This is a genomic window from Streptomyces sp. NPDC002490 (genome assembly GCF_040296045.1).
Taxonomy (GTDB): domain Bacteria; phylum Actinomycetota; class Actinomycetes; order Streptomycetales; family Streptomycetaceae; genus Streptomyces.
In genome coordinates this window covers 1-23047 of the sequence record NZ_JBEOWM010000076.1, presented here as the reverse complement: position 1 = coordinate 23047, position 23047 = coordinate 1, and the positions used below count along the sequence as shown (strand labels likewise).

General features: G+C 71.5%; 19 protein-coding genes and 1 other RNA gene. 2 read left to right on the top strand and 18 right to left on the bottom strand.

Going from position 1 to position 23047, the window contains the following annotated elements:
- Positions 1 to 87: 87 nt before the first annotated feature.
- The 5 genes from ABT092_RS29205 to ABT092_RS29185 form a co-directional block, all read right to left on the bottom strand.
- Positions 88 to 912: a carbohydrate ABC transporter permease gene (locus ABT092_RS29205; protein ID WP_351249189.1), complete on the bottom strand. Its 825-nt coding sequence runs from the start codon at positions 910 to 912 to the stop codon at positions 88 to 90.
- A 170-nt stretch (positions 913 to 1082) separates the two neighbouring features.
- The gene (locus ABT092_RS29200) at positions 1083 to 2045 is read right to left on the bottom strand and encodes a carbohydrate ABC transporter permease (RefSeq protein ID WP_351249185.1); all 963 of its coding nucleotides are present in this window, start codon (positions 2043 to 2045) and stop codon (positions 1083 to 1085) included.
- A 17-nt stretch (positions 2046 to 2062) separates the two neighbouring features.
- Positions 2063 to 3400, bottom strand: coding sequence for an extracellular solute-binding protein (locus ABT092_RS29195; protein WP_451361421.1), 1338 nt, complete (start codon positions 3398 to 3400; stop codon positions 2063 to 2065).
- A gap of 462 nt (positions 3401 to 3862) precedes the next feature.
- On the bottom strand, positions 3863 to 4156 hold the full coding sequence (locus tag ABT092_RS29190) for a DUF3039 domain-containing protein (protein ID WP_351249183.1): 294 nt from the start codon (positions 4154 to 4156) through the stop codon (positions 3863 to 3865).
- Positions 4157 to 4282: 126 nt separating this feature from the next.
- Positions 4283 to 4855: a YqgE/AlgH family protein gene (locus ABT092_RS29185; protein WP_351249181.1), complete on the bottom strand. Its 573-nt coding sequence runs from the start codon at positions 4853 to 4855 to the stop codon at positions 4283 to 4285.
- A 214-nt stretch (positions 4856 to 5069) separates the two neighbouring features.
- On the opposite strand from ABT092_RS29185, the gene murA reads away from it, so the two are divergent.
- Positions 5070 to 6419, top strand: coding sequence for a UDP-N-acetylglucosamine 1-carboxyvinyltransferase (gene murA, locus ABT092_RS29180; protein WP_351249179.1), 1350 nt, complete (start codon positions 5070 to 5072; stop codon positions 6417 to 6419).
- Positions 6420 to 6664: 245 nt separating this feature from the next.
- Here the strand turns inward: murA and ABT092_RS29175 are convergent, their stop codons facing one another.
- The 13 genes from ABT092_RS29175 to ftsE form a co-directional block, all read right to left on the bottom strand.
- Complete coding sequence (locus tag ABT092_RS29175; protein WP_016645140.1) at positions 6665 to 6946, bottom strand: HU family DNA-binding protein; 282 nt, start codon at positions 6944 to 6946, stop codon at positions 6665 to 6667.
- A gap of 574 nt (positions 6947 to 7520) precedes the next feature.
- Positions 7521 to 8930, bottom strand: coding sequence for an NAD-dependent malic enzyme (locus ABT092_RS29170; protein ID WP_351249177.1), 1410 nt, complete (start codon positions 8928 to 8930; stop codon positions 7521 to 7523).
- 442 nt (positions 8931 to 9372) lie between these two features.
- Positions 9373 to 11709 carry a HelD family protein gene (locus ABT092_RS29165; RefSeq protein ID WP_451362399.1) on the bottom strand — a complete coding sequence of 779 codons (2337 nt, stop codon included), beginning with the start codon at positions 11707 to 11709 and terminating at the stop codon, positions 9373 to 9375.
- Between the two features lie 237 nt (positions 11710 to 11946).
- Entirely contained in the window at positions 11947 to 12756 is an 810-nt protein-coding gene (locus ABT092_RS29160; protein ID WP_351249173.1) for an anti-sigma factor family protein, read from the bottom strand.
- On the bottom strand, positions 12753 to 13331 hold the full coding sequence (locus ABT092_RS29155; protein WP_351249171.1) for a sigma-70 family RNA polymerase sigma factor: 579 nt from the start codon (positions 13329 to 13331) through the stop codon (positions 12753 to 12755). Before ABT092_RS29155 ends, ABT092_RS29160 begins: the two co-directional genes overlap by 4 nt.
- Positions 13332 to 13645: 314 nt before the next feature.
- Positions 13646 to 14938, bottom strand: a complete 1293-nt coding sequence (locus ABT092_RS29150) for an acyltransferase family protein (RefSeq protein ID WP_351249169.1) — start codon at positions 14936 to 14938, stop codon at positions 13646 to 13648.
- Positions 14935 to 17118 (bottom strand): bifunctional polysaccharide deacetylase/glycosyltransferase family 2 protein, encoded by a 2184-nt coding sequence (locus ABT092_RS29145; protein ID WP_351249167.1) that lies wholly within the window; start codon positions 17116 to 17118, stop codon positions 14935 to 14937. The genes ABT092_RS29150 and ABT092_RS29145 overlap by 4 nt, the downstream gene beginning before the upstream one ends.
- On the bottom strand, positions 17118 to 17786 hold the full coding sequence (locus tag ABT092_RS29140) for a hypothetical protein (RefSeq protein WP_351249165.1): 669 nt from the start codon (positions 17784 to 17786) through the stop codon (positions 17118 to 17120). The genes ABT092_RS29145 and ABT092_RS29140 overlap by 1 nt, the downstream gene beginning before the upstream one ends.
- Before the next feature lie 454 nt (positions 17787 to 18240).
- Positions 18241 to 18610: a transfer-messenger RNA gene (gene ssrA / locus ABT092_RS29135) on the bottom strand.
- A gap of 115 nt (positions 18611 to 18725) precedes the next feature.
- A complete protein-coding gene (smpB, locus tag ABT092_RS29130) occupies positions 18726 to 19205 on the bottom strand; it encodes an SsrA-binding protein SmpB (protein ID WP_351249163.1) in 480 nt (159 codons plus the stop codon).
- A 63-nt stretch (positions 19206 to 19268) separates the two neighbouring features.
- A complete protein-coding gene (locus tag ABT092_RS29125) occupies positions 19269 to 20591 on the bottom strand; it encodes a S41 family peptidase (RefSeq protein ID WP_351249161.1) in 1323 nt (440 codons plus the stop codon).
- Positions 20592 to 20720: 129 nt separating this feature from the next.
- Positions 20721 to 21638 (bottom strand): permease-like cell division protein FtsX, encoded by a 918-nt coding sequence (gene ftsX / locus ABT092_RS29120; RefSeq protein ID WP_351249159.1) that lies wholly within the window; start codon positions 21636 to 21638, stop codon positions 20721 to 20723.
- Between the two features lie 58 nt (positions 21639 to 21696).
- On the bottom strand, positions 21697 to 22386 hold the full coding sequence (gene ftsE, locus ABT092_RS29115) for a cell division ATP-binding protein FtsE (protein WP_351249157.1): 690 nt from the start codon (positions 22384 to 22386) through the stop codon (positions 21697 to 21699).
- A gap of 322 nt (positions 22387 to 22708) precedes the next feature.
- Between ftsE and ABT092_RS29110 the strand changes: the two genes are divergently transcribed.
- Positions 22709 to 22900 carry a hypothetical protein gene (locus ABT092_RS29110; protein WP_351249155.1) on the top strand — a complete coding sequence of 64 codons (192 nt, stop codon included), beginning with the start codon at positions 22709 to 22711 and terminating at the stop codon, positions 22898 to 22900.
- Positions 22901 to 23047: the final 147 nt, after the last annotated feature.

Sequence of the window (23047 nt, the reverse complement as noted above, 5' to 3'; positions counted from 1 at the left end):
GCCGACGAATCCCGCAAAGGACAGCCAGTCGGCGTCGGTCAGTCCGTGAGTCAGACCCAGCGGAGAAGCCACGTCACATCCTCACTGTCAGTCCTTGACCGCTCCTCCGAGCCCGGACACCAGTCTGCGCTGGACGAGCACGAAGAAGATCAGTACCGGAATGGTCATCACTGTAGACGCCGCCATGATGCCGCCCCAGTCGTTCTCGTCCGGTTTGAAGAAGACGAGCAGGGCCATGGGCAACGTGGATTGCGAGGTGTCGCTGATGATGAAGGACTTGGCGAAGAGGAAGTCGTTCCACGCGGAAATGAACGAGAAGACGCTCGTCGCGACCAGTCCCGGGAACACCAGCGGGAAGAGGATCTGCCAGAGGAACCGGCTGCGGCTCGCGCCGTCCAGGGCCGCGGCCTCCTCCAGGGCCTCCGGGACGGCCTTCACGAAGCCCCTGAGCATCCAGATCGCGAAGGGCAGCGAGAAGGCGATGTGCGGCAGGATCAGTGCGCCCAGGGTGTTGAGTTGGCCGAGGTCCCGCATGAGGAAGAACAGCGGGATGGCCAATCCTTCGACCGGCACCATCTGCGCGATGAGGAACATGATGAGCAGGGTGGTGCGGAATTTGAAGCGGAATCGGGTGACGGCGGTCGCGGCGAGGAACGCGATGATCGCGGACACCAGGACGACGGACACCGCCACGATGAGGCTGTTGAGGAAGTAGCGACCGAATTCCTGCTGCCCGAAGAGCCGCTCGAAGGAATCCAACGAGGGGTTGAACGTCCAGGGCCGGGGTTCGGTCGACTCGATCTCCCCGGCCGGCTTGAACGCCGACAGCACCATCCAGTACAGCGGGAAGGCGACCACCACGGCCACCACCAGGGCGGTCAGTTCGGCGGCCAGTCGCCAGGGCCGCTGGATGAGCCGGCGGCCACCGGACCGGGGGCGCGGTCGGCCGCCGCCGGACGCCGTCGACTCCTGCGGGTTTGGGGAACCGTCCGTGCGGTCCTTGGCGGGGGCGTCCGGGAGGGTGCCGGGGCCGCCGTCGCGCGCTGCGTCCGGGTGGCCGCCGCCACCCACCGCCGTGCCGGTCACAGTTCCTCCCCCTGGCGCCGCAGCAGCCGCAGATAGACGAGCGTGACCACCAGCAGGATCACCAGCATGACCACGCCGATGGCGGACCCGAGGCTGTACTGGGAGGACGCGAACGCCTTTTGGTACGCGTACACGTTGAGGACCATGTTCTGGCCGGCGATGCCGCCGCCGTTGGTCATCACGTAGATCTGGGTGAACACCTTGAAGTCCCAGATGATGGACTGGATGGTGACGACCACCAGGATGGGTCGCAGCATCGGCGCGAGGATCGACCGCCAGATCCGCCACTGGGAGGCGCCGTCCAGTGAGGCCGCCTCCAGGACCTCCGCGGGCACCGCGCGGATGCCCGCGTAGACGGTGACCATCACGAAGGGGAACGAGCACCAGACGACCTCGAACAGCACCAGGGCGAAGGCGCTGTAGCGGCCGTAGGTCCACGAGTAGTCGCCGAGCCCGAACAGCTTGTTGACGGGCCCGAAGTCGGGGTCGAACAGGAACACCCACACCGTCGAGCCGGTGACCGCGGGGGTCGCCCAGGCGCCGAGCGCGGCCATCATCAGGATGAGCCGGGGCACGGCGCGGATGCGGGTGAGCAGGACGGCCAGCGCGCAGCCGACGGCGAGCGTGGAGACCACGCAGACCGTGGCGAACACCACGGTGGCCAGCAGGACCTGCCAGAACTGCTCGTCGCGGAAGAGCGTGAGGTAGTTGTCGAAGCCCTTGAAGGTGGTCGGTTCGCCGCCGCTGACCTGGGCCTGGGTGTACTCCAGGAAGGAGATCAGGCCCAGTTGGTAGATCGGGTAGACGAGCAGCCCGGCGAGGACCACCAGGGCGGGTGCGAGGTACAGCCACGGGGTCCAACCGGAGCGGCCGGGGCCCCGGGCGCCGGACCTCTTCGGTCGGCGCCCGGGTCCGCGCACCGCCACCGGGGGCTTGTCCACGGTGATGTCGTGCGTCATGGGTCAGGACTCTCGGTTCAGCCCGCGTTGGTGAAGGCGTCGTCCATCTTCTTCGCCGCGTCCGCGGAGGCGGCCTCGACGTCCTTGCGGCCGCTGGCGACCTCCTGGAACATCGTCGGCAGCACCAGGGAGGCGTCGATCTGCCCCCAGGCGGGCGAGGCGGGCACGAACTTGGCGCCCGCGGCGAGGGTGTCGATGAACGGCTTGATGAAGGGCTCCTTCTCCGCGACCTGATTGCGGACGTCGGTGAAGGTGGGCAGGAAGCCCATCGCCTCGAAGAGTTCGCCCTGGGTCTTCTTGCCCGCGAGCTCCTTGGCCAGCTCGACCGCGAGGGTGCGGCGCTCGGTGCTCTTGAGGACGCCGATGTTGTTGCCGCCGGCGAAGGCCGGGGCGATCTCGCCCTCCTTGACGCCGGGCAGCGGGACCACCGCGAACTTGCCGTTGGCCTTGCCGGCCTCGACCGCGGCGCGGCTGAAGTCGCCGCCGATCGCCATGCCGGCCTTGCCGGAGGCGAAGGCGGTGACGGTGTCGTTGCCGCCCATGCCGGCGCACTTGGCGGCCGGGCAGTTGTCGTCGCCGAAGAGGGAGGTGTACGCCTCGATGCCCTTGCGGGACTCGGCGCTGTTGAGGGCGGAGGTGTACTTCTCGCCGGACTTGGTGGCTATCTCGCCGCCGTTGGACCACAGGAAGGGCATGGCGCCGTAGGTGTAGGCGCCGCCGACCGCGAGGCCGTACAGCTCGGGCTTGGCCTTGCGGATCTTCTTGGCGGTGGCGATCAGCTCGGCCTGCGTCTTGGGGACGTCGAGCTTCAGCTCCTTGAAGACGTCCGTGCGGTAGTACAGGGCGCGGACGCCGACGAAGTAGGGGGCGCCGTAGACCTTGCCGTCGACGGTGACCGACTCGCGGGCGGTGGGGTCGGTGTCCTTGCCGTCGGCCCAGTCGCCGAACTCCTTGGTGATGTCGGCGAGGCCGCCGTCCTTCACGTAGCCCGCGGTGTCGGTGTTGCCGTACTCGATGACGTCGGGGGCGCTCTTCGGGTCGTTGAAGGCGGCCTTGATCTTCTCCGCGCGGGTCTCGACGGGGATGTACTCCACCTTGACGTCGGCACCGTCGTTGGCCTTCTTGAAGGACGCGATGGCGCTGTTGACGACGTCCTCCTTGGGCTTGTTGTTCACCTCCTGGAAGAGCCAGACGCGCAGGGTGCCGCTCTTCTCGTCCTTGTCGGAGGAGGCGTCCGAGCTCTGCGGGGCGCAGGCGGTGGCGGTCAGCGCGGCGACGGTCAGGGCGGCGAGGGCGGCGGACCGTCGACGCGGGGCGGCGGTCGCCCGGTTCATGAACTTCTGCGGGAGCTTCATCGAGCGGTCCTCCGAGTTCACGTTGCAGAAGGCGCAACGAGTGTTTCGCGGTGCACAACACCACGGAGGCTAGGGGGGTTCCCGGGGTTCATCAAGGGTTCAGCGGAGGGTCTCAACCAGTCCGTGACCAGCGAGAGCAGAGGGCGCAACGAAGTGGGGTGAATGTCATGATTCGCACCCCGACAGGTCTGGACCATTGGGGCAGCTCTCTCCCCCAACCGGACACGACGCGTGTCACTGGGGAGACGTACGGGGCCGGTGGTGCACTCACACCGGGCGTCGCACGCCACCTACCCGACCTCGGCGCCCTCACACCCGGCACCACCGGACCGACCGGCCGGGACACCCCACCGGCCGCAAACGCGAGGTGGCGGAGCCGAAGGGGCTCCGCCACGGAAGGCACTGCCGTACGGCCGCCCCGCACCGTCCCGGCGGGGACGTACGGAGCGGGGAACGGGACGACTACTTCTTGCCCTTGCCGTCCTTGCCGTTCTTGTCGTTGCCGCCGGGGCCCATGGACTCGTAGATCTCCTTGCACATGGGGCACACCGGGTACTTCTTCGGGTCGCGACCCGGCACCCACACCTTGCCGCAGAGCGCGACGACCGGGGTGCCGTCGAGCGCGCTCGCCATGATCTTGTTCTTCTGGACGTAGTGGGCGTAGCGCTCGTGATCACCGTCACCGTGCGAAGTCTGCGGCGTCGGTTCGACGAGGGTCCCGGTACCCGTCCCGCGCTCGGGCTCAAGAGTGCTCATGGTTGCCAAGGGTACTGAAACCCCACGGCGTCCGATCCCACCGGCACCGGGCCCGGACCCCGCCCCGCGGACGGGCGGAACGCATCCCGCGGCGGTGCGCCGCCCGGGCTCCGGAGCGCACCGGACTCAGTTCAGGGACGGATCGTCCGGATAGGTCGCCACCATCGCCAGTTCGCCGCGCTGGCGCCGCAGCACCGCGCGCCACAACCGCTCGGGGTCCGGCGCGGACACGTCCCCCGGCTCCGACTCCACGACGTACCAGACGCCCTCGCCCAGCTCGTCCTCCAGCTGTCCCGGGCCCCACCCCGCGTACCCCGCGAAGATCCGCAGCGAACCCAGTGCGGCGGCCACCAGCTCGGGCGGGGTCTCCAGGTCCACCAGGCCGATCGCCCCGTGCACCCGACGCCAGCCGAGCGGGGTCCGGTCGTCCGCGGACCCGCCCGGGATGACCGCCAGGGCCAGGGCCGAGTCCAGGGAGACCGGACCGCCCTGGAACACCACGTCGGGCTGGCCGGTGAGTTCGCCCCACCCCTCCAGGACCTCGCCGACGCCCACCGACGTCGGACGGTTGAGGACCACGCCGAGGGAACCCTCCTCGTCGTGGTCGATGAGCAGGACCACCGCGCGGTCGAAGTTCGGATCGGTCAGGGCGGGCGCCGCCACGAGCAGCCGCCCCGTGAGGGAGGACACCTCGGTCATGCACCACATGATTCCCCATCCTCCCCGTCCGCGGGCGCCGACCCCCACCTCCGCAACCCCTCCGGCACGTCACCGCCCGTGGCCGCGCGACGGCGGTTCGTGTTGTGGCAAAGTCCTGACCAGGTCCTGGCCGCCACGGGCTTACAGAAGGGGGGGTTAGGGCCATTACGCTAGCTCTTCGGCCCCTGCCCGTCTCACTCGGAACGCGAGATACATGACCGTCACCGACGATGTCCTGCTTGTCCACGGCGGAACCCCGCTGGAGGGCGAGATCCGTGTCCGCGGCGCGAAGAACCTCGTGCCCAAGGCCATGGTCGCCGCGCTGCTCGGCAGCGGACCGAGCAGACTGCGCAACGTTCCGGACATCCGTGATGTCAGGGTCGTCCGCGGACTGCTCCAACTCCACGGCGTGACGGTGCGCCCCGGGGAGGAACCCGGCGAGCTGGTGCTCGACCCCACGCACGTCGAGAGCGCGAACGTCGCCGACATCGACGCGCACGCCGGCTCCTCCCGCATCCCCATCCTGTTCTGCGGCCCGCTGCTGCACCGGTTGGGCCACGCCTTCATCCCCGGGCTCGGCGGCTGCGACATCGGCGGCCGGCCCATCGACTTCCACTTCGACGTGCTGCGGCAGTTCGGCGCGCGCATCGAGAAGCGCGACGACGGCCAGTACCTGGAGGCCCCGCAGCGGCTGCGCGGCACCAAGATCCGGCTGCCCTACCCCTCGGTCGGCACGACCGAGCAGGTGCTGCTGACGGCGGTACTCGCCGAGGGCGTCACCGAGCTGTCCAACGCCGCGGTGGAGCCGGAGATCGAAGACCTGATCTGCGTGCTCCAGAAGATGGGCGCCATCATCGCGATGGACACCGACCGCACCATCCGCATCACCGGTGTGGACAAGCTCGGCGGCTACACCCACGCCGCGCTCCCCGACCGGCTGGAGGCCGCCTCCTGGGCGTCCGCCGCCCTGGCCACCGAGGGCAACATCTACGTCCGCGGCGCCCAGCAGCGCTCGATGATGACCTTCCTCAACACCTACCGCAAGGTCGGCGGCGCCTTCGAGATAGACGACGAGGGCATCCGCTTCTGGCACCCCGGCGGCACCCTCAACGCCATCGCGCTGGAGACCGACGTGCACCCCGGCTTCCAGACCGACTGGCAGCAGCCGCTGGTGGTCGCCCTGACCCAGGCCACCGGGCTGTCGATCATCCACGAGACCGTCTACGAGTCGCGGCTCGGCTTCACCTCCGCGCTGAACCAGATGGGCGCCCACATCCAGCTCTACGGGGAGTGCCTGGGCGGCTCGGACTGCCGCTTCGGCCAGCGCAACTTCCTGCACTCCGCGGTGGTGTCCGGGCCGACCCGGCTCCAGGGCGCCGACCTGGTCATCCCGGACCTGCGCGGCGGCTTCTCGTACCTGATCGCGGCGCTCGCCGCGCAGGGCACCTCCCGGGTGCACGGCATCGAACTGATCAACCGGGGCTACGAGAACTTCATGGACAAGCTCCAGGCCCTCGGCGCCAAGGTGGAGCTGCCCGGGAAGGCCGCCGCCCTCGGCGGCTGAGCAGCGACCACGGGCCCGGACGGGCCCTGTGGTCGCACGGGAGGCCCTGGCGGTCTCGAACGCCCCGGGCCCACCGCCCGGTCCGCGATCGAGGCCGCCAGGGCCGTTCCCGGGCCTCCACCGGGTCACCCGACCCGGTCGGGTGACCGAACCGGCCCGGGGAACGCGACGGGGCGGCACCCTGGCCCGGGTGCCGCCCCTCTCACCTGGTCCCGCGCCCTCGTCGGCGCGGGGAGCGAGACGCCTTACTTGCCCTTTGCGGCTTCCTTCAGCTTGGACCCGGCGGACACCTTCACGCTGTAACCGGCGGGGATGTTGATCGGCTCGCCGGTCTGGGGGTTGCGAGCGGTGCGAGCGGCACGGTGGGTGCGCTCGAAGGTCAGGAAGCCGGGGATGGTGACCTTCTCGTCGCCCTTGGCGACGATCTCGCCGACCGTCTCGGCGAACGCGGCCAGCACGGCGTCGGCGTCCTTGCGGGTCACCTCGGCGCGGTCGGCCAGCGCGGCCACCAGCTCACTGCGGTTCATGTTTGTACTCCCGTGTTCATCTTGCCGTTGAGGCGTGAGATCGAAGCCGATGCTGCCAGGGACCGTGGTCGGGCCCCTGACCCGGGTCCGTCGCCAGACCCTCGCGCCCAGACAGGCATCCTGCCCCCACCAGCAGCGGGAACGCCAATCCGGCACCCTTGGGAGTCACACGAAAAGCGCCACCGGTACGAAACGGTGACGCTCCGTTCGGTCCCGAAAGCGGAGCGCAGGGGCGGGGGCCGGTGCCCCGGGGTGGTGCCCGGCCTGTCGGCCCGGCCCCCTCTCCCCGACGGCTCCCGATCGGCCCCCTGTGAGGGCCCCAGCGTATGCGCGGGGGCGCGGCGGGGGCGCGGCGACGCGCCGTCCCCCGGCCCGCGCGGTTGCCCGGGCCCCACGGGCCCGGGCCGCCGCGGTCGAGGTCCGGTGCACCGCCCTTGCGGGGAACGGCGCGCGCGGCCACGACGGCCGGCGCCCAGGACGCCGAGCCGCCCGGAGGCAACGGCTCGGGGGCGCGGGGAGCCGCGCGAGCGGCGCACCGCGCCCACGGGGCGGGCGGGGGCGGCCCCCCGGCGGGTCAGCGCATCGCGGCCTTCGCCGCGGTGCGCACCGCCCCGGCCACTGCGCCGGCGACCTTGTCGTTGAAGACGCTGGGGATGATGTAGTTGGGGTTCAGCTCGTCCTCGGTGACGACGTCGGCGAGGGCGCTCGCGGCGGCCAGCATCATGTCCGTGTTGACGGTGTGCGACTGCGCGTCGAGCAGGCCGCGGAAGACGCCCGGGAAGACCAGCACGTTGTTGATCTGGTTGGGGAAGTCGGAGCGGCCGGTGGCCACCACCGCGGCGGTCTGGCGGGCGACCGCCGGGTCCACCTCGGGGTCCGGGTTGGCGAGGGCGAAGACGATCGCGCCCTCGGCCATCGCGGCGACGTCGGTGCCGTCGAGGACGTTGGGGGCGGAGACGCCGATGAAGACGTCGGCGCCGCGCACGGCCTCCTTGAGGGTGCCGGTGAGGCCCTCGGGGTTGGTGTTGTCGGCGATCCAGCGCAGCGGCGAGTCGGAGTCCGCGGAGACCAGGTCCTCGCGGCCGGCGTGCACCACCCCGTGGATGTCGGCGACCACCGCGTTCTTGACCCCGGCGGCGAGCAGCAGCTTGAGGATCGCGGTGCCGGCGGCGCCGGCTCCGGACATCACCACGCGCACGTCGCCGACGGCCTTGCCGACCACGCGCAGCGCGTTGGTGAGGGAGGCGAGGACGACGATGGCGGTGCCGTGCTGGTCGTCGTGGAAGACCGGGATGTCGAGGGCCTCGCGCAGCCGGGCCTCGATCTCGAAGCAGCGGGGGGCGGAGATGTCCTCCAGGTTGATGCCCGCGAAGCCGGGGGCGATGGCCTTGACGATCTCGACGATCGCGTCGGTGTCCTGGGTGTCCAGGCAGAGCGGCCAGGCGTCGATGCCTGCGAAGCGCTTGAAGAGGGCGGCCTTGCCCTCCATCACGGGCAGCGCGGCCTTGGGGCCGATGTTGCCGAGGCCGAGGACGGCGGAGCCGTCGGTGACCACGGCGACCGAGTTGCGCTTGATGGTGAGGCGACGGGCGTCCTCAGGGTTCTCGGCGATGGCCATGCAGACCCGTGCCACGCCCGGCGTGTAGACCATGGAGAGGTCGTCGCGGTTGCGGATGGGGTGCTTGGACTGCATCTCGATCTTGCCGCCGAGGTGCATTAGGAAGGTCCGGTCCGAGACCTTGCCGAGGACGACGCCCTCGATGGTGCGCAGCTTGCCGACGATCTCCTCGGCGTGCGCGGTGGAGGTCGCGGCGATGGTGACGTCGATGCGCAGCTTCTCGTGGCCGGACGCGGTGACGTCGAGGCCGGTGACGGAGCCTCCGGAGGACTCGACGGCGGTGGTGAGCTGCGATACCGCGGTTCCGCTGGCGGGCACCTCAAGGCGAACCGTCATCGAGTAGGAGACGCTGGGCGCCGTTGCCATGGCCGACTTCCTCTTCTTCACTCTGGTCTCGCGTGCACGTCGTCGTGTACACGTGCACGCCGTCCGGCGGGGCCGGACAGCGCCTTCCGATGGTCGCACCTACCGTCGGGTAGATGTGAGCCGCCCCGTATTGCGAAGCTTTTGTTCACGAAGCCGGACCATTGTTTACGGAAGGCTCGTTCCAGCATACGAAAAGCGCGGCCGACACGAAGAGGCCCACGTCACAAGGACGCGGGCCGCTGGGTGACTTGGATGACACCGACCCGCCATGCTCGCCTCGCGGCAAGTGGTCGCTCGAAGCGACGAAGGTTGGGCCCGGGGGCTTGGATCGGGCCGGTGTCACGTCCACGGTAACAAACGATCCCCGCACGGCAATTCCCGTCGCCCGGGTCCGTCCGGCAACCGGCCGAACGGCCGGTGCCGGGTCACCCGTCGGGGGCCGTCAGTCGCGCAGCAGGTCGGGGACGCCGTCCGCATCGGGCTCGTCGCGCGGGCCGGAGACCACGGTGAGCTGCTGGGTCGCCCGGGTCAGCGCCACGTACAGCACGCGCAGCCCGGCGGGCGACTCGTCGGCGATCTCCGCCGGGGAGACCACGACGGTGGCGTCGTACTCCAGGCCCTTGGCCTCCAGGCTGCCGAGGGCGACGACCCGGTCGCCGAGCCCGGCCAGCCAGCGGGCGGCCTCGGCGCGCCGGTTCATGGCGACGACGACCCCGACGGTGCCGTCCACCAGGTCGAGCAGCCGCTCGGCCTCGGCGCGCACGGTCCGGCCCTGGCCCCGGTCGTCGACGGTGGCGAACCGGGGCTCCAGTCCGGTGGAGCGGACCGCGGACGGGGAGGTGGCGCCGGGCATCGCCAGCGCCAGCACCCTGGCGGCGAGGGCGGCGATCTCGGCCGGGTTGCGGTAGTTGACGGTGAGGGTGAAGCGGCGCCGGGGCCGGTTGCCGAGCGCCTCGTCCCGGGCCCCGGTCGCCTCGTCCACGTCCGACCAGGAGGACTGGGCGGGGTCGCCGACCACGGTCCAGGTGGCGTGTCGGCCGCGGCGGCCCACCATGCGCCACTGCATGGGGGTGAGGTCCTGGGCCTCGTCGACGATGACGTGCGCGTATTCGACGCGTTCGGCGGCGAGGCGCTCGGCGCGTTCGCGGCGGCTCTCCTCGCGGACCGGCATCAGCTCCTCCAGGCCGGTGAGCTGGTCGAGCGGGTCCACCTCGCGGCGCTGCCGGGGGCGGGCCGGGGCGCCGAGGACCGTGTGGAGCTCGTCGAGCAGGGCCACGTCGTGGACGGAGAGCGCCTCGCGCTGGAGGGAGCGGGCCACCCGGCGGACCTCGCCGGGGTTGAGGATCCGGCGGGCCCAGCGGGCGAGTCGTCGCTCGTCGCCCATCGCGGCCAGCACCTGACGCGGGGTCAGTTCGGGCCACCAGGCGTCGAGGAAGGAGGTGAAGGAGTCCTCGGAGGTGACGTCCTCGTCGAAGGAGGACCGCAGTTCGGCGGCGAGTTCGGGGTCGGTGTGGCGGGAGGCGGAGCCGGACTGCGCCCAGAGCGCGTCCAGCAACAGCCGTCTGACGCGCGGACGCAGCAGGTTGACCGGGGCGGTGCCGCCGAGGGCGGCGTCCCGGATGCGGGCCAGCCGGTCGGCGTCGAGTTCGAGGCGGCGGCCGTGGGCGACCACGCGCAGCAGCTCGGGGGCCGGGGCGCCGTCGGGGCGCAGTTCCAGGGCGCCGCGGGCGGCCTTGCGCAGGAGCTTGACCATCCGGGACGAGCCCTTGGCCCGGGCGGTGGCGGGGGTGTCGTACACGGTGGCCTCGGCCCCGTCGACCAGGGAGCCGAGCGCCCGGATGGCGACCTGTCCCTCTTCCCCGAGGGAGGGCAGCACGCCCTCGGTGTAGGAGACCAGCAGCGGGGTGGGCGAGATGATCAGGATGCCGCCGGAGTAGCGGCGGCGGTCCTGGTAGAGCAGGTACGCGGCGCGGTGCAGCGCGACGGCGGTCTTGCCGGTGCCGGGGCCGCCCTCCACCAGGGTGACCGAGGCGGCGGGGGCCCGGATGACGAGGTCCTGCTCGGCCTGGATGGAGGCGACGATGTCCCGCATGGTGTGGCCGCGGGCCCGGCCGAGCGCCGCCATCAGGGCGCCGTCGCCGATCACCGGGAGTTCCCGGCCGTCGAGGTACGCGGTGAGCGCGGGGCGCATCAGGTCGTCCTCGACGCCGAGCACCTTGCGGCCCTTGGAGCGGATCACCCGGCGGCGGACGACCCGGCCGGGCTCCACCGGCGTGGAGCGGTAGAACGGGGCGGCGGCGGGCGCCCGCCAGTCGATGACCAGCGGGGTGTAGTCGGTGTCGAGGACGCCGATGCGGCCGATGTGCAGGGTCTCCGCGATGTCGGCGACCTGCCGGGCGGGGTCCGCGGGGTCGGTGCCGATGGCGCCGTCCGCGGGGTCGACGGAGGTGTGGGCCCCGTCCGGGCCCTTCTCGCCGTCCTTGCCCTCCAGCAGGTCGATCCGGCCGAAGAGGAAGTCCTCGAACTCGCTGTTGAGGCGGTTGAGGTGGACGCCGGCGCGGAAGACCTGGGCGTCGCGCTCGGCGAGCGCGCCGGGCGTGCCGACCTGGCTGAGCCGGGCCGCGTCCCGCATCAGGAACTCGGCGTCCTGGATCTTCTCCTCCAGCCGGCGGTAGACCTGGTCGAGATGATCCTGTTCGACACCGATCTCGTGTTCACGGACCGAGTCGAGAGCGGCGTGCTGAGCGGCCACCGGGCCCCCTTCTGACGTGCATGGCAGCCGTCTACCGTACGCCACGCGGGCCACCCGCGCCACGCGCCGGCCGGGCCGGGGGGCCGGCCCGCCCGAACGGCCCCGGCCCGCCGGCCGGACGGCCCCGGGAAACACAAGGGCCCGGTCGCGCCCCGTGCGGTCGACGGGGGTGCCGGGCTGACGTGCGCGGGGCGGGCCTGTGGGGGGTGGCCCTGCGCGGGGGGCGGCCGGGTGAGGGAACCCGGCCGGCGGGGTGGGCGTCGCCTACGCCTTCACCTTCACCAGTTCCTTTCCGTCCAGGGTCCGGACCTCGAAGTGACTGATGTCGGAGCGGGTCAGCGCGGCGCCGCCGTGCACGTAGAGCGGCTTGCGCGCCTCCTTCCGCACGGCGCCGGGGAGTCCGTAGCCCCAGGGGGGCACCGCCCAGGTGGTCACCGTCTCGCGTTCGCCGTTCTTGCCGACGGCGATCAGGCTGCACTTCTCGGGGCCTTCGACGTTCTTGAGCTCCAGCACGGTGTGGGTGCCCCACGCCTTGCGCTCGGTGCCCACGGTGGCGGTGATCCCGGTGGTGGGGTCGGTCGCGGTGAGCTTCTCCTCCATGTCGTGGAAGAAGGCGTCCTCGGCGGGGCTCGTCGGATGGGCGCGCTTGCCGGCCGCGGACGGCTGCGCCTCGCCGCCCCCGGTGACCACGACGGCGGCGAGCGGGCCCCCGACGATCAGGACGGCCGCGGCGGCGGCGAGGTAGAGCCCGCGGCGTCTACCGCCGGCGCGGCGGGCGGCGACCTCGTCCGCGAGCCGGTCGAGGGTGCGCGGGTCGGGCCTCGCGGGTGGAAGCCCCGCGGTGGCCGGGTCGCCGGGACGTCTACCGGGGGGGCCGGGCAGGTCGGCGAGCGCGGCCAGCACGGATTCCATGCCGGCGAGTTCGTCGAGTTGCCCGGCGCACCACTCGCAGCCGGCCAGATGGCCCTCGAAGGCGGTCGCTTCGTGTTCGTCCAGGATGCCCAGGGCGTAGGCGCCCACGGTCTCGTGGACGCTGTCCGCCTGATGTGTGTGGTGTGCTTCGTTCGACGTCATGCCGTCACCCCCCGCTCCTCCAGTGCCAGCTTCATCGAGCGCAGGGCGTAGAACACCCGTGAACGCACGGTTCCGCTGGGTATGCCGAGCGTGCGGGCCGCTTCATTGACCGTCCGTCCCCTGAAGTAGGTCTCGACGAGGACCTCCCGGTGTGCGGGGGTCAGGTCGTCGAGCGCGTCCGAAAGCGTCATCAGCCACAGCGCCTTGTCGATCTCGTCCTCCGCGGGGATGACCTCCAGGGGCGACGGCTCGACCTCCTGCGGCCGTGCCTGTCGGCTGCGGTGGCCATCTATCACGATACGTCGGGCCACGGTCACCAGCCAGGGGCGCACCGAACCGGTTGCGCTCCCGAGTTGGCCGGCGTTCTTCCAGGCGCGGATGAGCGTCTCCTGAACGACGTCCTCCGCGCGCTGCCGGTCCCCCGCGACCAGCCGCAGGACATAGGCGAGCAGAGGGCCCGCGTGCTCCTGGTACAGCGCGCGCATCAGCTCCTCGTCCGGCTCGGACGGGAGCTGTTCCCTACGATGTCGAGCCCTCGGCGGGCGTTCATCGGCCACGGCTGAATCTTTGCGCACGCCTACCTCCGGTGTCCCCGATTCGGCCGAGCCCGCTTCAACTCGACCGAGCTGGAACCTGACCGCTCGATTGCATCCCGGGATACGGGTGGGGCGCGGGAGCCGTTCAAATGGGTCGTCAAATGGGCCTGAAAGCACGGGACTTATAGCAGAACGACGCCACCGGATCACCTACCGTGAAGAAGTGACCGGGGCAAGTCCGGTTATGCCGGTGCCAGTCGGACCGAAGGTCACCCCCGGGTACAGAGGGCGATTTCCAGCCGAAAACCCCGCACCGCCCTGAGGGGGTGCGGGGTTCCGGGACGGGGGCGGGTTCAGCGCCGGCGGCGGGCCGCCCGGGGGGCCGCGGTGGTGGGCCAGAACCGGGGCCGGCGGCGGGCGGCCAGGTCCTCCACCCAGCCGGTGGCCAGGATCGCCAGCCCGATCAGCGGCCAGACCAGGACCAGCATCCACAGTTGGAAGGTGGCCGTGAGCACCCGCATCGAGCCCTCCGTCATGAACGGGAGGTCGTAGAGCTGGGAGATCATCGGGATGGTGGCGACGATCAGGCCGTTGTGCCAGAGGTAGATCGTCACCGCCCGGTTGTTGAACAGGGTGACGAGCTTGTCCCAGCGGGCCAGCCGGCCGGGCAGCCGCTGCCAGGAGGGCGCGTAGACCAGCAGGATCGCCACCGCGCCGAACGACCAGGTCGCCTGGGCGAACGGGATCTCGTTGAGGTCCATGCCGAACTCCGTCTGGTGGCCCGCGGCCCACCAGAGTCCGAAGGCCATGACGAACGCGGCCACCGACACCGTGACGTAGCGCGGCAGCCGCCCCAGGACGCCCTCCTCGTGGGCGAAGCCGAGCAGCCAACAGCCCGCGTACACGGCGAAGCCCTGGATGGCGTAGCCGGTCGACCCAGGAATCTCGACCAGGTCGGTGCCGAACACCCCGGCCGACCCCAGGCAGACGAACATCGTGGGCCAGGGGGCCCGCCGGAAGGCCCACAGCAACAGCGGCGAGGCGACCACCAGCCACAGGTACGTCCGCAGGTACCACAGGGGCCCGGCGGCGTACATGGCCCACTCCGGGTCCAACAGTCCGCCCTCGTGGCCGACGCTGAGCGGGTAGATCGGCGAGCCGACCGGCAGCACGTAGTTCAGGAGCTTGATCCAGCCCCAGTTGCCGCTCTGGTTGGGGTCGTCGCCCGGGTCCCAGCCGGCGAGGAACATCAGCGGCACCAGCACCGCGCCGAACAGCCACAGCGGGGGCAGCAGACGACGGACGCGGCTCTTGATCACTCCCCAGGCGGGCCGCTTCAGGGAGCGGGCCATCAGGGCGCCGGCGAGCGCGAACATCACGCCCATGGACGGGAAGACGATGGTCAGCCAGGCCCAGCCGTAGATGTGGTAGACGACCACCCGGACCAGGGCGAGGGTGCGCAGCAGGTCAAGGTAGCGGTCCCGGCCCGGGGCGCGCCCGGTGGGCGCCGGCGCCGGTTCGGGCGCCGGGGCGGTCGCGGGCGGGGCGGCGGGCGGCGGGGCGGCGGGTTCCGCGCGGTGGGTGTCCCAGCCCCGGGCCACCCAGTCGGGGGCGCCGGTGGCGGGGCCCTGCGGGGGGTGCGTCATGCCACCGGCCTCCGGTCGGCGGGCGCGGCCGGGTCGACCGGCCGGGGTGCGCCGCCGGGGGCGGAGCCGACGACACCGGTGCGGCGCAGCTTCTGCCAGCGGAGTCGGCCGCCGGTCAGGGCGGTGATCCAGGACTGGAGCAGCACCACGTACATCAGCTGCCGGTAGAGGATCTGTTGCAGCGGCAGCGAGATCAGGGGGACCATCTTCTCCCGGTCGAGCCGGAAGGCGTAGGCCGCGCAGGCGAGCTGGATGGCGAGGACGCCGAGCCAGGCGGTGACGGTCTTGCCGGTGGGCCCGAACACCAGCCCGTACAGCAGGAACACGTCGATCAGCGGGGCCAGCAGCGGTCCGAGCACCATGAACAGCGAGACCAGCGGCAGCCCGACCCGGCCGAAGCGACCGGAGGGGCCGCGTTCCACCAGGGCGCGGCGGTGCTTCCAGATGGCCTGCATGGTGCCGTAGGACCAGCGGTAGCGCTGGGACCACAGTTGCTGCACGGACTCGGGGGCCTCGGTCCAGGCGCGGGCGTTCTCCGCGTAGACCACGTGCCAGCCGTCGCGGTGCATGGCCATGGTGATGTCGGTGTCCTCGGCGAGGGTGTCCTCGCTCATGCCGCCCACCCGTTGGAGGGCGGAGCGGCGGAAGGCGCCGACCGCGCCGGGGATGGTGGGCATGCAGCGCAGCAGGTCGTACATGCGGCGGTCGAGGTTGAAGCCCATCACGTACTCGATGTGCTGCCAGGCCCCGATGAGGGAGTCCCGGTTGCCGACCTTGGCGTTGCCGGCGACCGCGCCGACCTTCGGGTCGCCGAAGGGCTGGACGAGTTCGCGGACGGTGGACGGTTCGAAGACGGTGTCGCCGTCCATCATCACGATGAGGTCGTGGCGGGCGTTGGCGATGCCTCGGTTGAGGGCGGCGGGCTTGCCCGCGTTGAGCTGGCGCACCACGCGCACGCCCGGCAGCCGCAGGTCCTCGACGATGCGGGCGGTGCCGTCCGTGGACCCGTCGTCGATCACCAGGACCTCGATGGGATGGTCGCTGTCCATCAGCGAGCGGACGGTGTTCTCGATGCACTTGGCCTCGTTGTACGCGGGCACCAGCACCGAGACCGGTTCGGTGATCGGCGGGCCCCAGCGGAAGCCGCGGCGGCGGACCTTGCGGGCGTGCAGGAAGGAGAGCACCAGCATCAGCCCGAACCGGGTGATCACCAGGAACCCGATCACCGCGAGTCCGGCCGCGAGCACGGTGGTGAGGTGCTCGGCGGCCTGGACCAGCAGGATCCACGCCTTGCCCTTCCACAGGTCGAGACCGCTGACCGGGGTGTGCGCGCTCGGCATGTCGAGGGCCTGGGTGAGGTTGGTGAACTCGTAGCCCTTGGCCTTAAGGTCCGGCAGCATCCGGTCGAGCGCCGCGACGGTCTGCGAACGGTCGCCGCCTGAGTCGTGCATGAGGACGATGGCGCCCTTGCCGGGCTCCGGCATCGACCGGCGGACGATCTCGTCGACGCCCGGCCTCTTCCAGTCCTGGCTGTCGGTGTTGTTGACCACGGTGAGGTACCCGTGGCCGCCGATGTACTCGGTGACCGGCCAGTTGCGGTTGTCGAAGGCGTGCGCGAAGGACGAGTACGGGGGGCGGAACAGCGAGGTGCGGACGTTCGCCGCGCCGGCCAGCGCCAACTGGTTCTGCGACAGCTCCCAGTCGATGCGCCCGGTGGACTGGAGCGCCAGATCCGGGTGGTTGAAGGTGTGCAGCCCGATCTCGTGGCCCTCGTCGACCATCCGCTGGACCAGCTCGGGGTGGCGGGAGGTCATGGTGCCGGTCACGAAGAACACGCCGCGCGCGTCGTGCTTCTTCAGCACGTCCAGCACCTTCGGCGTCCACTCGGGGTCGGGCCCGTCGTCGAAGGTGAGCACGACCCGGTCGTCCGGCACCCCGACCGTGTTGATCTTGCCGCCGCGCACGTCGATCACCGGCTTGCCCTTGCGGATCGCTTCGGGCACCTGGTCGTTGTACGTCGAGGGGGCGATGCGGTGGTCGGCGAGGATCTCGCTGTGCACGTAGCCGCGGAGCATCAGCATCGCCATCAGGGCGGCGAGCACCAGCACGGGCATCAGGTAGCGCAGGGGAAGTCTGCGGCGCCGGGCCTTGGCCCGACGACCGCGCTTGCGGGACGTCATTACGGAGCGTCCTCCACTGACCCGAGGGGCTGGGTGCCGTCGCCGGGCGGCTGCTCCGCCTCGCCGGACGGGGTGGCGGAGGGCTGTTCGACCGGGGCCGACGGGGAGGCCCCCGGGTCGGGCGCCTCGCTGGCGCCGGGGCCTTCGTCGACGCCGCCCGTGCCGGCGCTGCGGCTGGGCCCGGGGTCGGGGCGGGTGATCGGGCCGGTGCTGCCGGTGGGCTGCGGGGCGGGCGCCTCGGCGGTGGCCTCGGGGGCCGCGGCGCCGCCGGTGCCGGCGGCGGGCTCCCGGGTGCGGCCGGTGGCCGGGCGGGTGTCGGCGGCGGGCACGGGGTCCGTGACGGCGCTCTGCGAGGGGGCGGTGCTGGCCCCGGTGGAGGGGGAGGCCGTGGGGGAGGCGGGGTCCGCGGGACGCGGAGAGACGTCGACCTTCCCGGCGGGCTCGGCCTGGCTGTCGGTCATGGGCAGCCAGGGGGCGCTGGAGTTGCCGGAGACGACCGTCGCCACGATGACGCACGCGTAGACCGCGCAGCCCGCGACGACGGCCATGCCTATCCGCCGGTACAGCCGGCTGCGCCGGCCCGTCTCGTCCACGAACACGGGACCGTCGGCCGCGGGCTCCTCGGCCCCGGCCTTCAGTTCGCCGAACTGCTGGCCTATACCGGCCATCTGGACGGTGACCTCATGCGGGTCGTGTGTCTGCCCAGGTTGGGCGTCTTCTCGCCAATTCTCCATGCGCGCGCGCATCCCCCCACGAACGATGTGAGCGCGCCGGCGGCGCCGAGCATGCGCCGCTTTCCCAGGCCCCCACCTGGTCCGAGCGCCCCCACTACCACCTTGTGCTCAGGCGTCGAATGTAGCGCACTTCGGCCAGGCTGGCGGATACCCGCCAGTACATGGACAGTGTGCAGCAGTGTCGGGAGTGTCCGGAAATCGATCCCCCTGGAGATGCACGGAGGCGCCGGGTGGTCCGGGGCGCACTGCGGGGGTCGCGCGGCTCGGGCCCTCGGGCGCCATCCGAGCGTCGTTGCGCATCGGGGCCGCCCGGCGCCGGGGGACGCCGCGGAAACAGCGAAAAGCCCCTGACCCGGCGATGGACTCGCAGGTCAGGGGCTTTTCGGGGATGTGGAGATGGCGGGAATCGAACCCGCGTCCAACGGTGCGGAATCAGGGCTTCTCCGTGTGCAGTCCGCTACGTTTTTCTCGGCCCCGGAGATCACGCGGACAAGTCTCCGACGGGCTCAGTCACTGTGAGATTTCCTCCTCGACCCCGTGACCGGGCCTAGGAGTTTAGTTCCCTAGCTGATGCCAGGACCCGGGTCGGGAACATCCCCGGACTGACACTTCGCGAGTCGCTACTTAGGCAGCGAGGGCGAAGGAATCGCGCTTGGTTTCGGCGATTATTGGTTGCGACACGTGGTTTACGAGATCATTGCCGCTTCCTCGACACGCTTCCCCTGCTTCGACAGCCGCTGTCGAAACCGATCATCCCCCTGTGCATTTTTCAAGGTCCACCCCGTCGCTCTCGCGCTGGGGTGTGGTCCCCATGGTAGGGGAAGAGCACCGCGGGGTGCCACCGCGTTTCCGCGCGGGTCGCGGGCGGCGGCGTCAGGCGCGCTGACGGCGGCGGGCCGCCGAGATCGCCCGGTCCGTCTCGCGGCGGTCCTGCTTCTCCCGCAGGGTCTGCCGCTTGTCGTACTCCTTCTTGCCCCTGGCCAGCGCGATCTCGACCTTGGCCCGGCCGTCCTTGAAGTACAGGGCCAGCGGCACGATGGTGTGCCCGGTCTCCTGGGACTTCGAGAACAGCTTGTCGATCTCCGCCCGGTGCATCAGCAGCTTCCGCTTCCGACGGGCCGAGTGGTTGGTCCAGGTGCCCTGGCTGTACTCCGGCACGTGCACGTTGTGCAGCCACGCCTCGTTGTCGTCGAGTTGCACGAAGCCGTCGACGAGGGAGGCCCGCCCCTGGCGCAGCGACTTGACCTCGGTGCCCGTGAGGACCAGTCCGGCCTCGTAGGTGTCCAGCAGGTGGTAGTCGTGCCGCGCCTTCTTGTTCTGCGCGATCAGCTTGCGCCCTTTTTCCTTAGCCATAGTGACGCCATCTTCGCACCACGGAGGGGGGCCGGGGCCAGTGCATTTGCGGGGTCGGCCGACTCACCGCCGGCTCCCCAGGCCGTTCAGCACGGATTCCGCCCGGCGCTCCACGGGGTCCGGCAGGTCCACGGCGTCCCCGGCGTCCTCGGCGCCGCCGTCCCCGGGGGCCTCGGGGGGTCCGGGGGCCGCTCCCTGGGTGGCGGGGGCGGAGGGCGGTGCGGGGGGATCGGCGGGGGCGGCCGGGCCGGTGTCGGTGGCCTCCAGGTCGGGGGTGATGCCGCGGCCGTCGACCCCGCGTCCCGAGGGGGTGCGGTAGTGGCCCACGGTCAGCTCGGCGACCGAGCCGTCCGGGAGCGGGCTCGGGAGCTGCACGGAGCCCTTGCCGAAGGTCCGGGAGCCGACCACCACCGCCCGGCCGCGGTCCTTCAGCGCCCCGGTCAGCAGTTCGGCGGCGCTCATGGTGCCGCCGTCCACCAGCGCCACCACCGGCCGCCGGACGTCGCCGCCGGGCGCCGCGTGCACCGCGTGCTCCTCGCCCCGGACGTCGTAGGTGGCGACCAGCCCGCCGTCCAGGAAGGCCGAGGCCGCCTCCGCCGCCTCGCTGACCAGCCCGCCGGAGTTGCCCCGCAGGTCCAGCAGGATGCCCGCGCCCGAGGGTGCCTCGCGCACCGCGGACCGCACCTGGGCGCCGGAGCCCTGGGTGAAGGCCGCCACCTTGATCAGGACGCGGGGGGCGGCGGGGGTGCCGAGGCGTTCGACGGTCACCGGTTCGGTGGTGAGCACCGCCCGGCGCAGGCCCGCGGTCCAGCGGCGGTCCCCGCGTTGCAGGTCGAGGCGCACCTCGGTGCCGGGGGCGGCCGGCCCGTGCCCGCGCAGCAGCCCGATGACCTCGGTGACCGGGCGCCCGTCCACGGGGACCCCGTCGACCCCGCGGATCAGGTCGCGCTCCCGCACCCCGGCCCGCTCCGCGGGGCCCCCGTCCCGTACCCGGGTGACCTCGATCAGGCCGCCGCCCACCCGGCGGGCCCACAGGCCGACGCCGGTGTACTCGCCGTCCAGGGCCCGGGCGAACTCGGCGTACTCGGCCTCCGAGTAGACCGCGCCCCAGCGGTCGCCGCTGCGGCTCACCGCCCGGCGGGCCGCCTCCACGGGGGACTTGCCGTCCACCAGGGCGGCGGCCGCGGCGTCCACCGCCGCCCGGGCCGTCCCGTCCGGTGCCGCGGGCCCGCCGGCCGCGACCGGAACCGGGTGCGGGTCCTCACCGGTGGCGCGGGACCAGGAGCCGGCGGCGGCGCCGGTGACCAGGACGCTGGTGAACACCAAGGTCAGAGCCGCCCCGCGGCGGACGCGGCGGGGCGGGGTGAACAGGTCGGGACCTGACATGGCGGTGAGTCTAGGACAACGCCGGGCGCCGCACGGTGGGTTGACCGTACGGCGCCCGGGGCGAATCTCACACCGAGGGGTGCGACCGGCCCCGGGGCGCGGGCCGTGCGCCCCGGGGTGGCCGAGGGCTCAGACCTTCAGGTACTTGCGCAGCGCGACGAACGCGGCCAGGGCGGGCATCAGCAGGCTGATCACCAGGACCAGGGGCAGCGTCTTCAGCACCGCGTCCCAACCGATGAAGTTGATCAGCGGCATCTTCTCGGCGAGCATCAGCCCGTGGTCGATCATGAAGTACCGGCCGACCAGCAGGAACCCGCAGGCCACCAGGCCGCCGAGGAGGCCGGCCACGGCGGCCTCCATGATGAACGGCGCCTGGATGTAGAAGCCGGACGCGCCGACGAGCCGCATGATCCCGGTCTCCCGGCGCCGGCTGAACGCCGACACCCGCACCGTGTTGACGATCAGCATCAGCGCGACGGCCAGCATCAGCCCCATCACCGCGAGCGCGGTGATCCGCATCCCGTCGAGGAGTTCGAAGAGGTTGCTGAGCGTCTCCCGCTGGTCCTCCACCGAGTGGACGCCGTCCCGGCCGGCGAAGGCGGTCGACACCACCTGGTACTTCTGCGGGTCCTTCAGCTTGACCCGGTAGGACTCCGGCAGCTGGTCCGGGGTGAGGACCGGGGCCAGCGGGGAGTCCGCGTACTGCTCCTTGTAGCGCTTGTACGCCTCGTCGCTGGACTCGTAGTGCACCTGGTCGACGACGGCCAACTTCTTCAGGTCGGCCTTGATGCGTTCCTTCTGCTCCCCGGTCACCGCGCCCTTGGTGCAGGCCGTGTCGGTCTCCGCGTCGTTCTTGTTGCACAGGAAGATCGAGACGTTGACCTTGTCGTACCAGTAGCCCTTCATGGTGCTGACCTGGTCCTGCATCAACAGGGAGCCGCCGAAGAGGGCGAGCGAGAGGGCCACCGAGACGACGACCGCGAAGGTCATCGTCAGGTTGCGGCGGAGACCGACGCCGATCTCCGACAGGACGAACTGGGCGCGCATCGCGTGCTTTCTGCCTTTCGGTACGTGATGTGGTGTCGCGTACGTCGCGTACGTGGGGTCAGTGCTGGTAGCCGTAGACGCCGCGCGCCTGGTCGCGGACGAGGCGGCCCTGCTCCAGCTCGATGACGCGCTTGCGCATCTGGTCCACGATGTTCTGGTCGTGGGTGGCCATCACGACGGTCGTGCCCGTGCGGTTGATCCGGTCCAGCAGCTTCATGATGCCGACCGAGGTCTGCGGGTCGAGGTTGCCGGTGGGCTCGTCCGCGATCAACAGCTTGGGACGGTTGACGAAGGCCCGGGCGATGGCGACGCGCTGCTGCTCACCGCCGGAGAGCTCGCCGGGCATCCGGTCCTCCTTCTCGCCGAGGCCGACGAGGTCCAGCACCTGGGGCACCGACTTGCGGATCTCGCCGCGGGAGCGGCCGATGACCTCCTGCGCGAAGGCCACGTTCTCGCCGACCGTCTTGTTCGGCAGCAGCCGGAAGTCCTGGAAGACCGTCCCCAACTGGCGCCGCATGTGCGGCACCTTCCAGTTGGAGAGCCGGGCCAGGTCCTTGCCGAGGACGTGCACCTGGCCGTGGGTCGCCCGTTCCTCGCGCAGGATCAGGCGCAGGAAGGTGGACTTGCCGGAGCCGGATGACCCCACCAGGAACACGAACTCCCCGCGCTCGACCTCCAGGGACACCTCTCTGAGGGCCGGACGGTTCTGCTTGGGGTAGTTCTTGGAGACGTTGTCGAATCGGATCACGGATGCACCACGGGTCGCCGGGGGTAGGTGTCCGTGACCATACGCGAATGCGGGGGACGCGCGCAGGCCGCGGCGCCCGCTCCGGCACCCCTTGGCCGGGTTTGTCGGCGAAGGCGCGCCCCGGACCCCCGGGGGCCGGGCACGGGGGCGCGGGGCCCGCCGACCGCCGGGGCGCGCGCCCGGGCCCACGGGGGACCTACGGCCCGCGCCGAATCGCGCGGGAGCTGGCACAGTGGTGGAGGGGGAACGCCTGCGCGTCCCCGAGCGTTGCGCGGAGAGGACGTCGTCGCGGCAGGCTCCGCCGCACGGGAGGAGGATGGGCATGACCTACGACCGACTGGTGTGCGCGAACTGCGCGGCCCCGGTCAGCGAGGGGCGCTGCCCGGTCTGCCGTGCCAGCAGGGAGCGTCTCCAGCAGGGCAACCACTGGTCCTCGATGAGCCCCGTGGCGCTGATCGGACTGTTGGCCGTGCTGGTCACCGCGCTGGCGCTGTTGGCCCGCCAATCGATGTGAACCCCGCCTTCCGTTCCCGCGCACGGCAACGGTGAGGGCCCGGAGCGTCGGTCTTGGGTTCAAGGGGTCGTCGCAACACCACTTGGTTTCAGGTGGTGAGTAGATCATGTAGACGCTCGGCTGGGGTATCCCAGCCGAGCGGCTTGC

Bases quoted from the DNA above. Each gene is read 5' to 3' on its own strand.
- ABT092_RS29160 (WP_351249173.1), bottom strand. From the start codon at position 12,756: ATGACGTCGAACGAAGCACACCACACACATCAGGCGGACAGCGTCCAC.
- ftsX (WP_351249159.1), bottom strand. From the start codon at position 21,638: ATGCGCGCCCAGTTCGTCCTGTCGGAGATCGGCGTCGGTCTCCGCCGC.
- ABT092_RS29185 (WP_351249181.1), bottom strand. From the start codon at position 4,855: ATGACCGAGGTGTCCTCCCTCACGGGGCGGCTGCTCGTGGCGGCGCCC.
- ABT092_RS29170 (WP_351249177.1), bottom strand. From the start codon at position 8,930: ATGGCAACGGCGCCCAGCGTCTCCTACTCGATGACGGTTCGCCTTGAG.
- ABT092_RS29145 (WP_351249167.1), bottom strand. From the start codon at position 17,118: ATGACGTCCCGCAAGCGCGGTCGTCGGGCCAAGGCCCGGCGCCGCAGA.
- ABT092_RS29175 (WP_016645140.1), bottom strand. From the start codon at position 6,946: ATGAACCGCAGTGAGCTGGTGGCCGCGCTGGCCGACCGCGCCGAGGTG.
- ABT092_RS29190 (WP_351249183.1), bottom strand. From the start codon at position 4,156: ATGAGCACTCTTGAGCCCGAGCGCGGGACGGGTACCGGGACCCTCGTC.
- ABT092_RS29150 (WP_351249169.1), bottom strand. From the start codon at position 14,938: ATGACGCACCCCCCGCAGGGCCCCGCCACCGGCGCCCCCGACTGGGTG.
- ABT092_RS29125 (WP_351249161.1), bottom strand. From the start codon at position 20,591: ATGTCAGGTCCCGACCTGTTCACCCCGCCCCGCCGCGTCCGCCGCGGG.
- ABT092_RS29110 (WP_351249155.1), top strand. From the start codon at position 22,709: ATGACCTACGACCGACTGGTGTGCGCGAACTGCGCGGCCCCGGTCAGC.
- ABT092_RS29195 (WP_451361421.1), bottom strand. From the start codon at position 3,400: ATGAAGCTCCCGCAGAAGTTCATGAACCGGGCGACCGCCGCCCCGCGT.
- ABT092_RS29140 (WP_351249165.1), bottom strand. From the start codon at position 17,786: ATGGCCGGTATAGGCCAGCAGTTCGGCGAACTGAAGGCCGGGGCCGAG.
- murA (WP_351249179.1), top strand. From the start codon at position 5,070: ATGACCGTCACCGACGATGTCCTGCTTGTCCACGGCGGAACCCCGCTG.
- smpB (WP_351249163.1), bottom strand. From the start codon at position 19,205: ATGGCTAAGGAAAAAGGGCGCAAGCTGATCGCGCAGAACAAGAAGGCG.
- ABT092_RS29200 (WP_351249185.1), bottom strand. From the start codon at position 2,045: ATGACGCACGACATCACCGTGGACAAGCCCCCGGTGGCGGTGCGCGGA.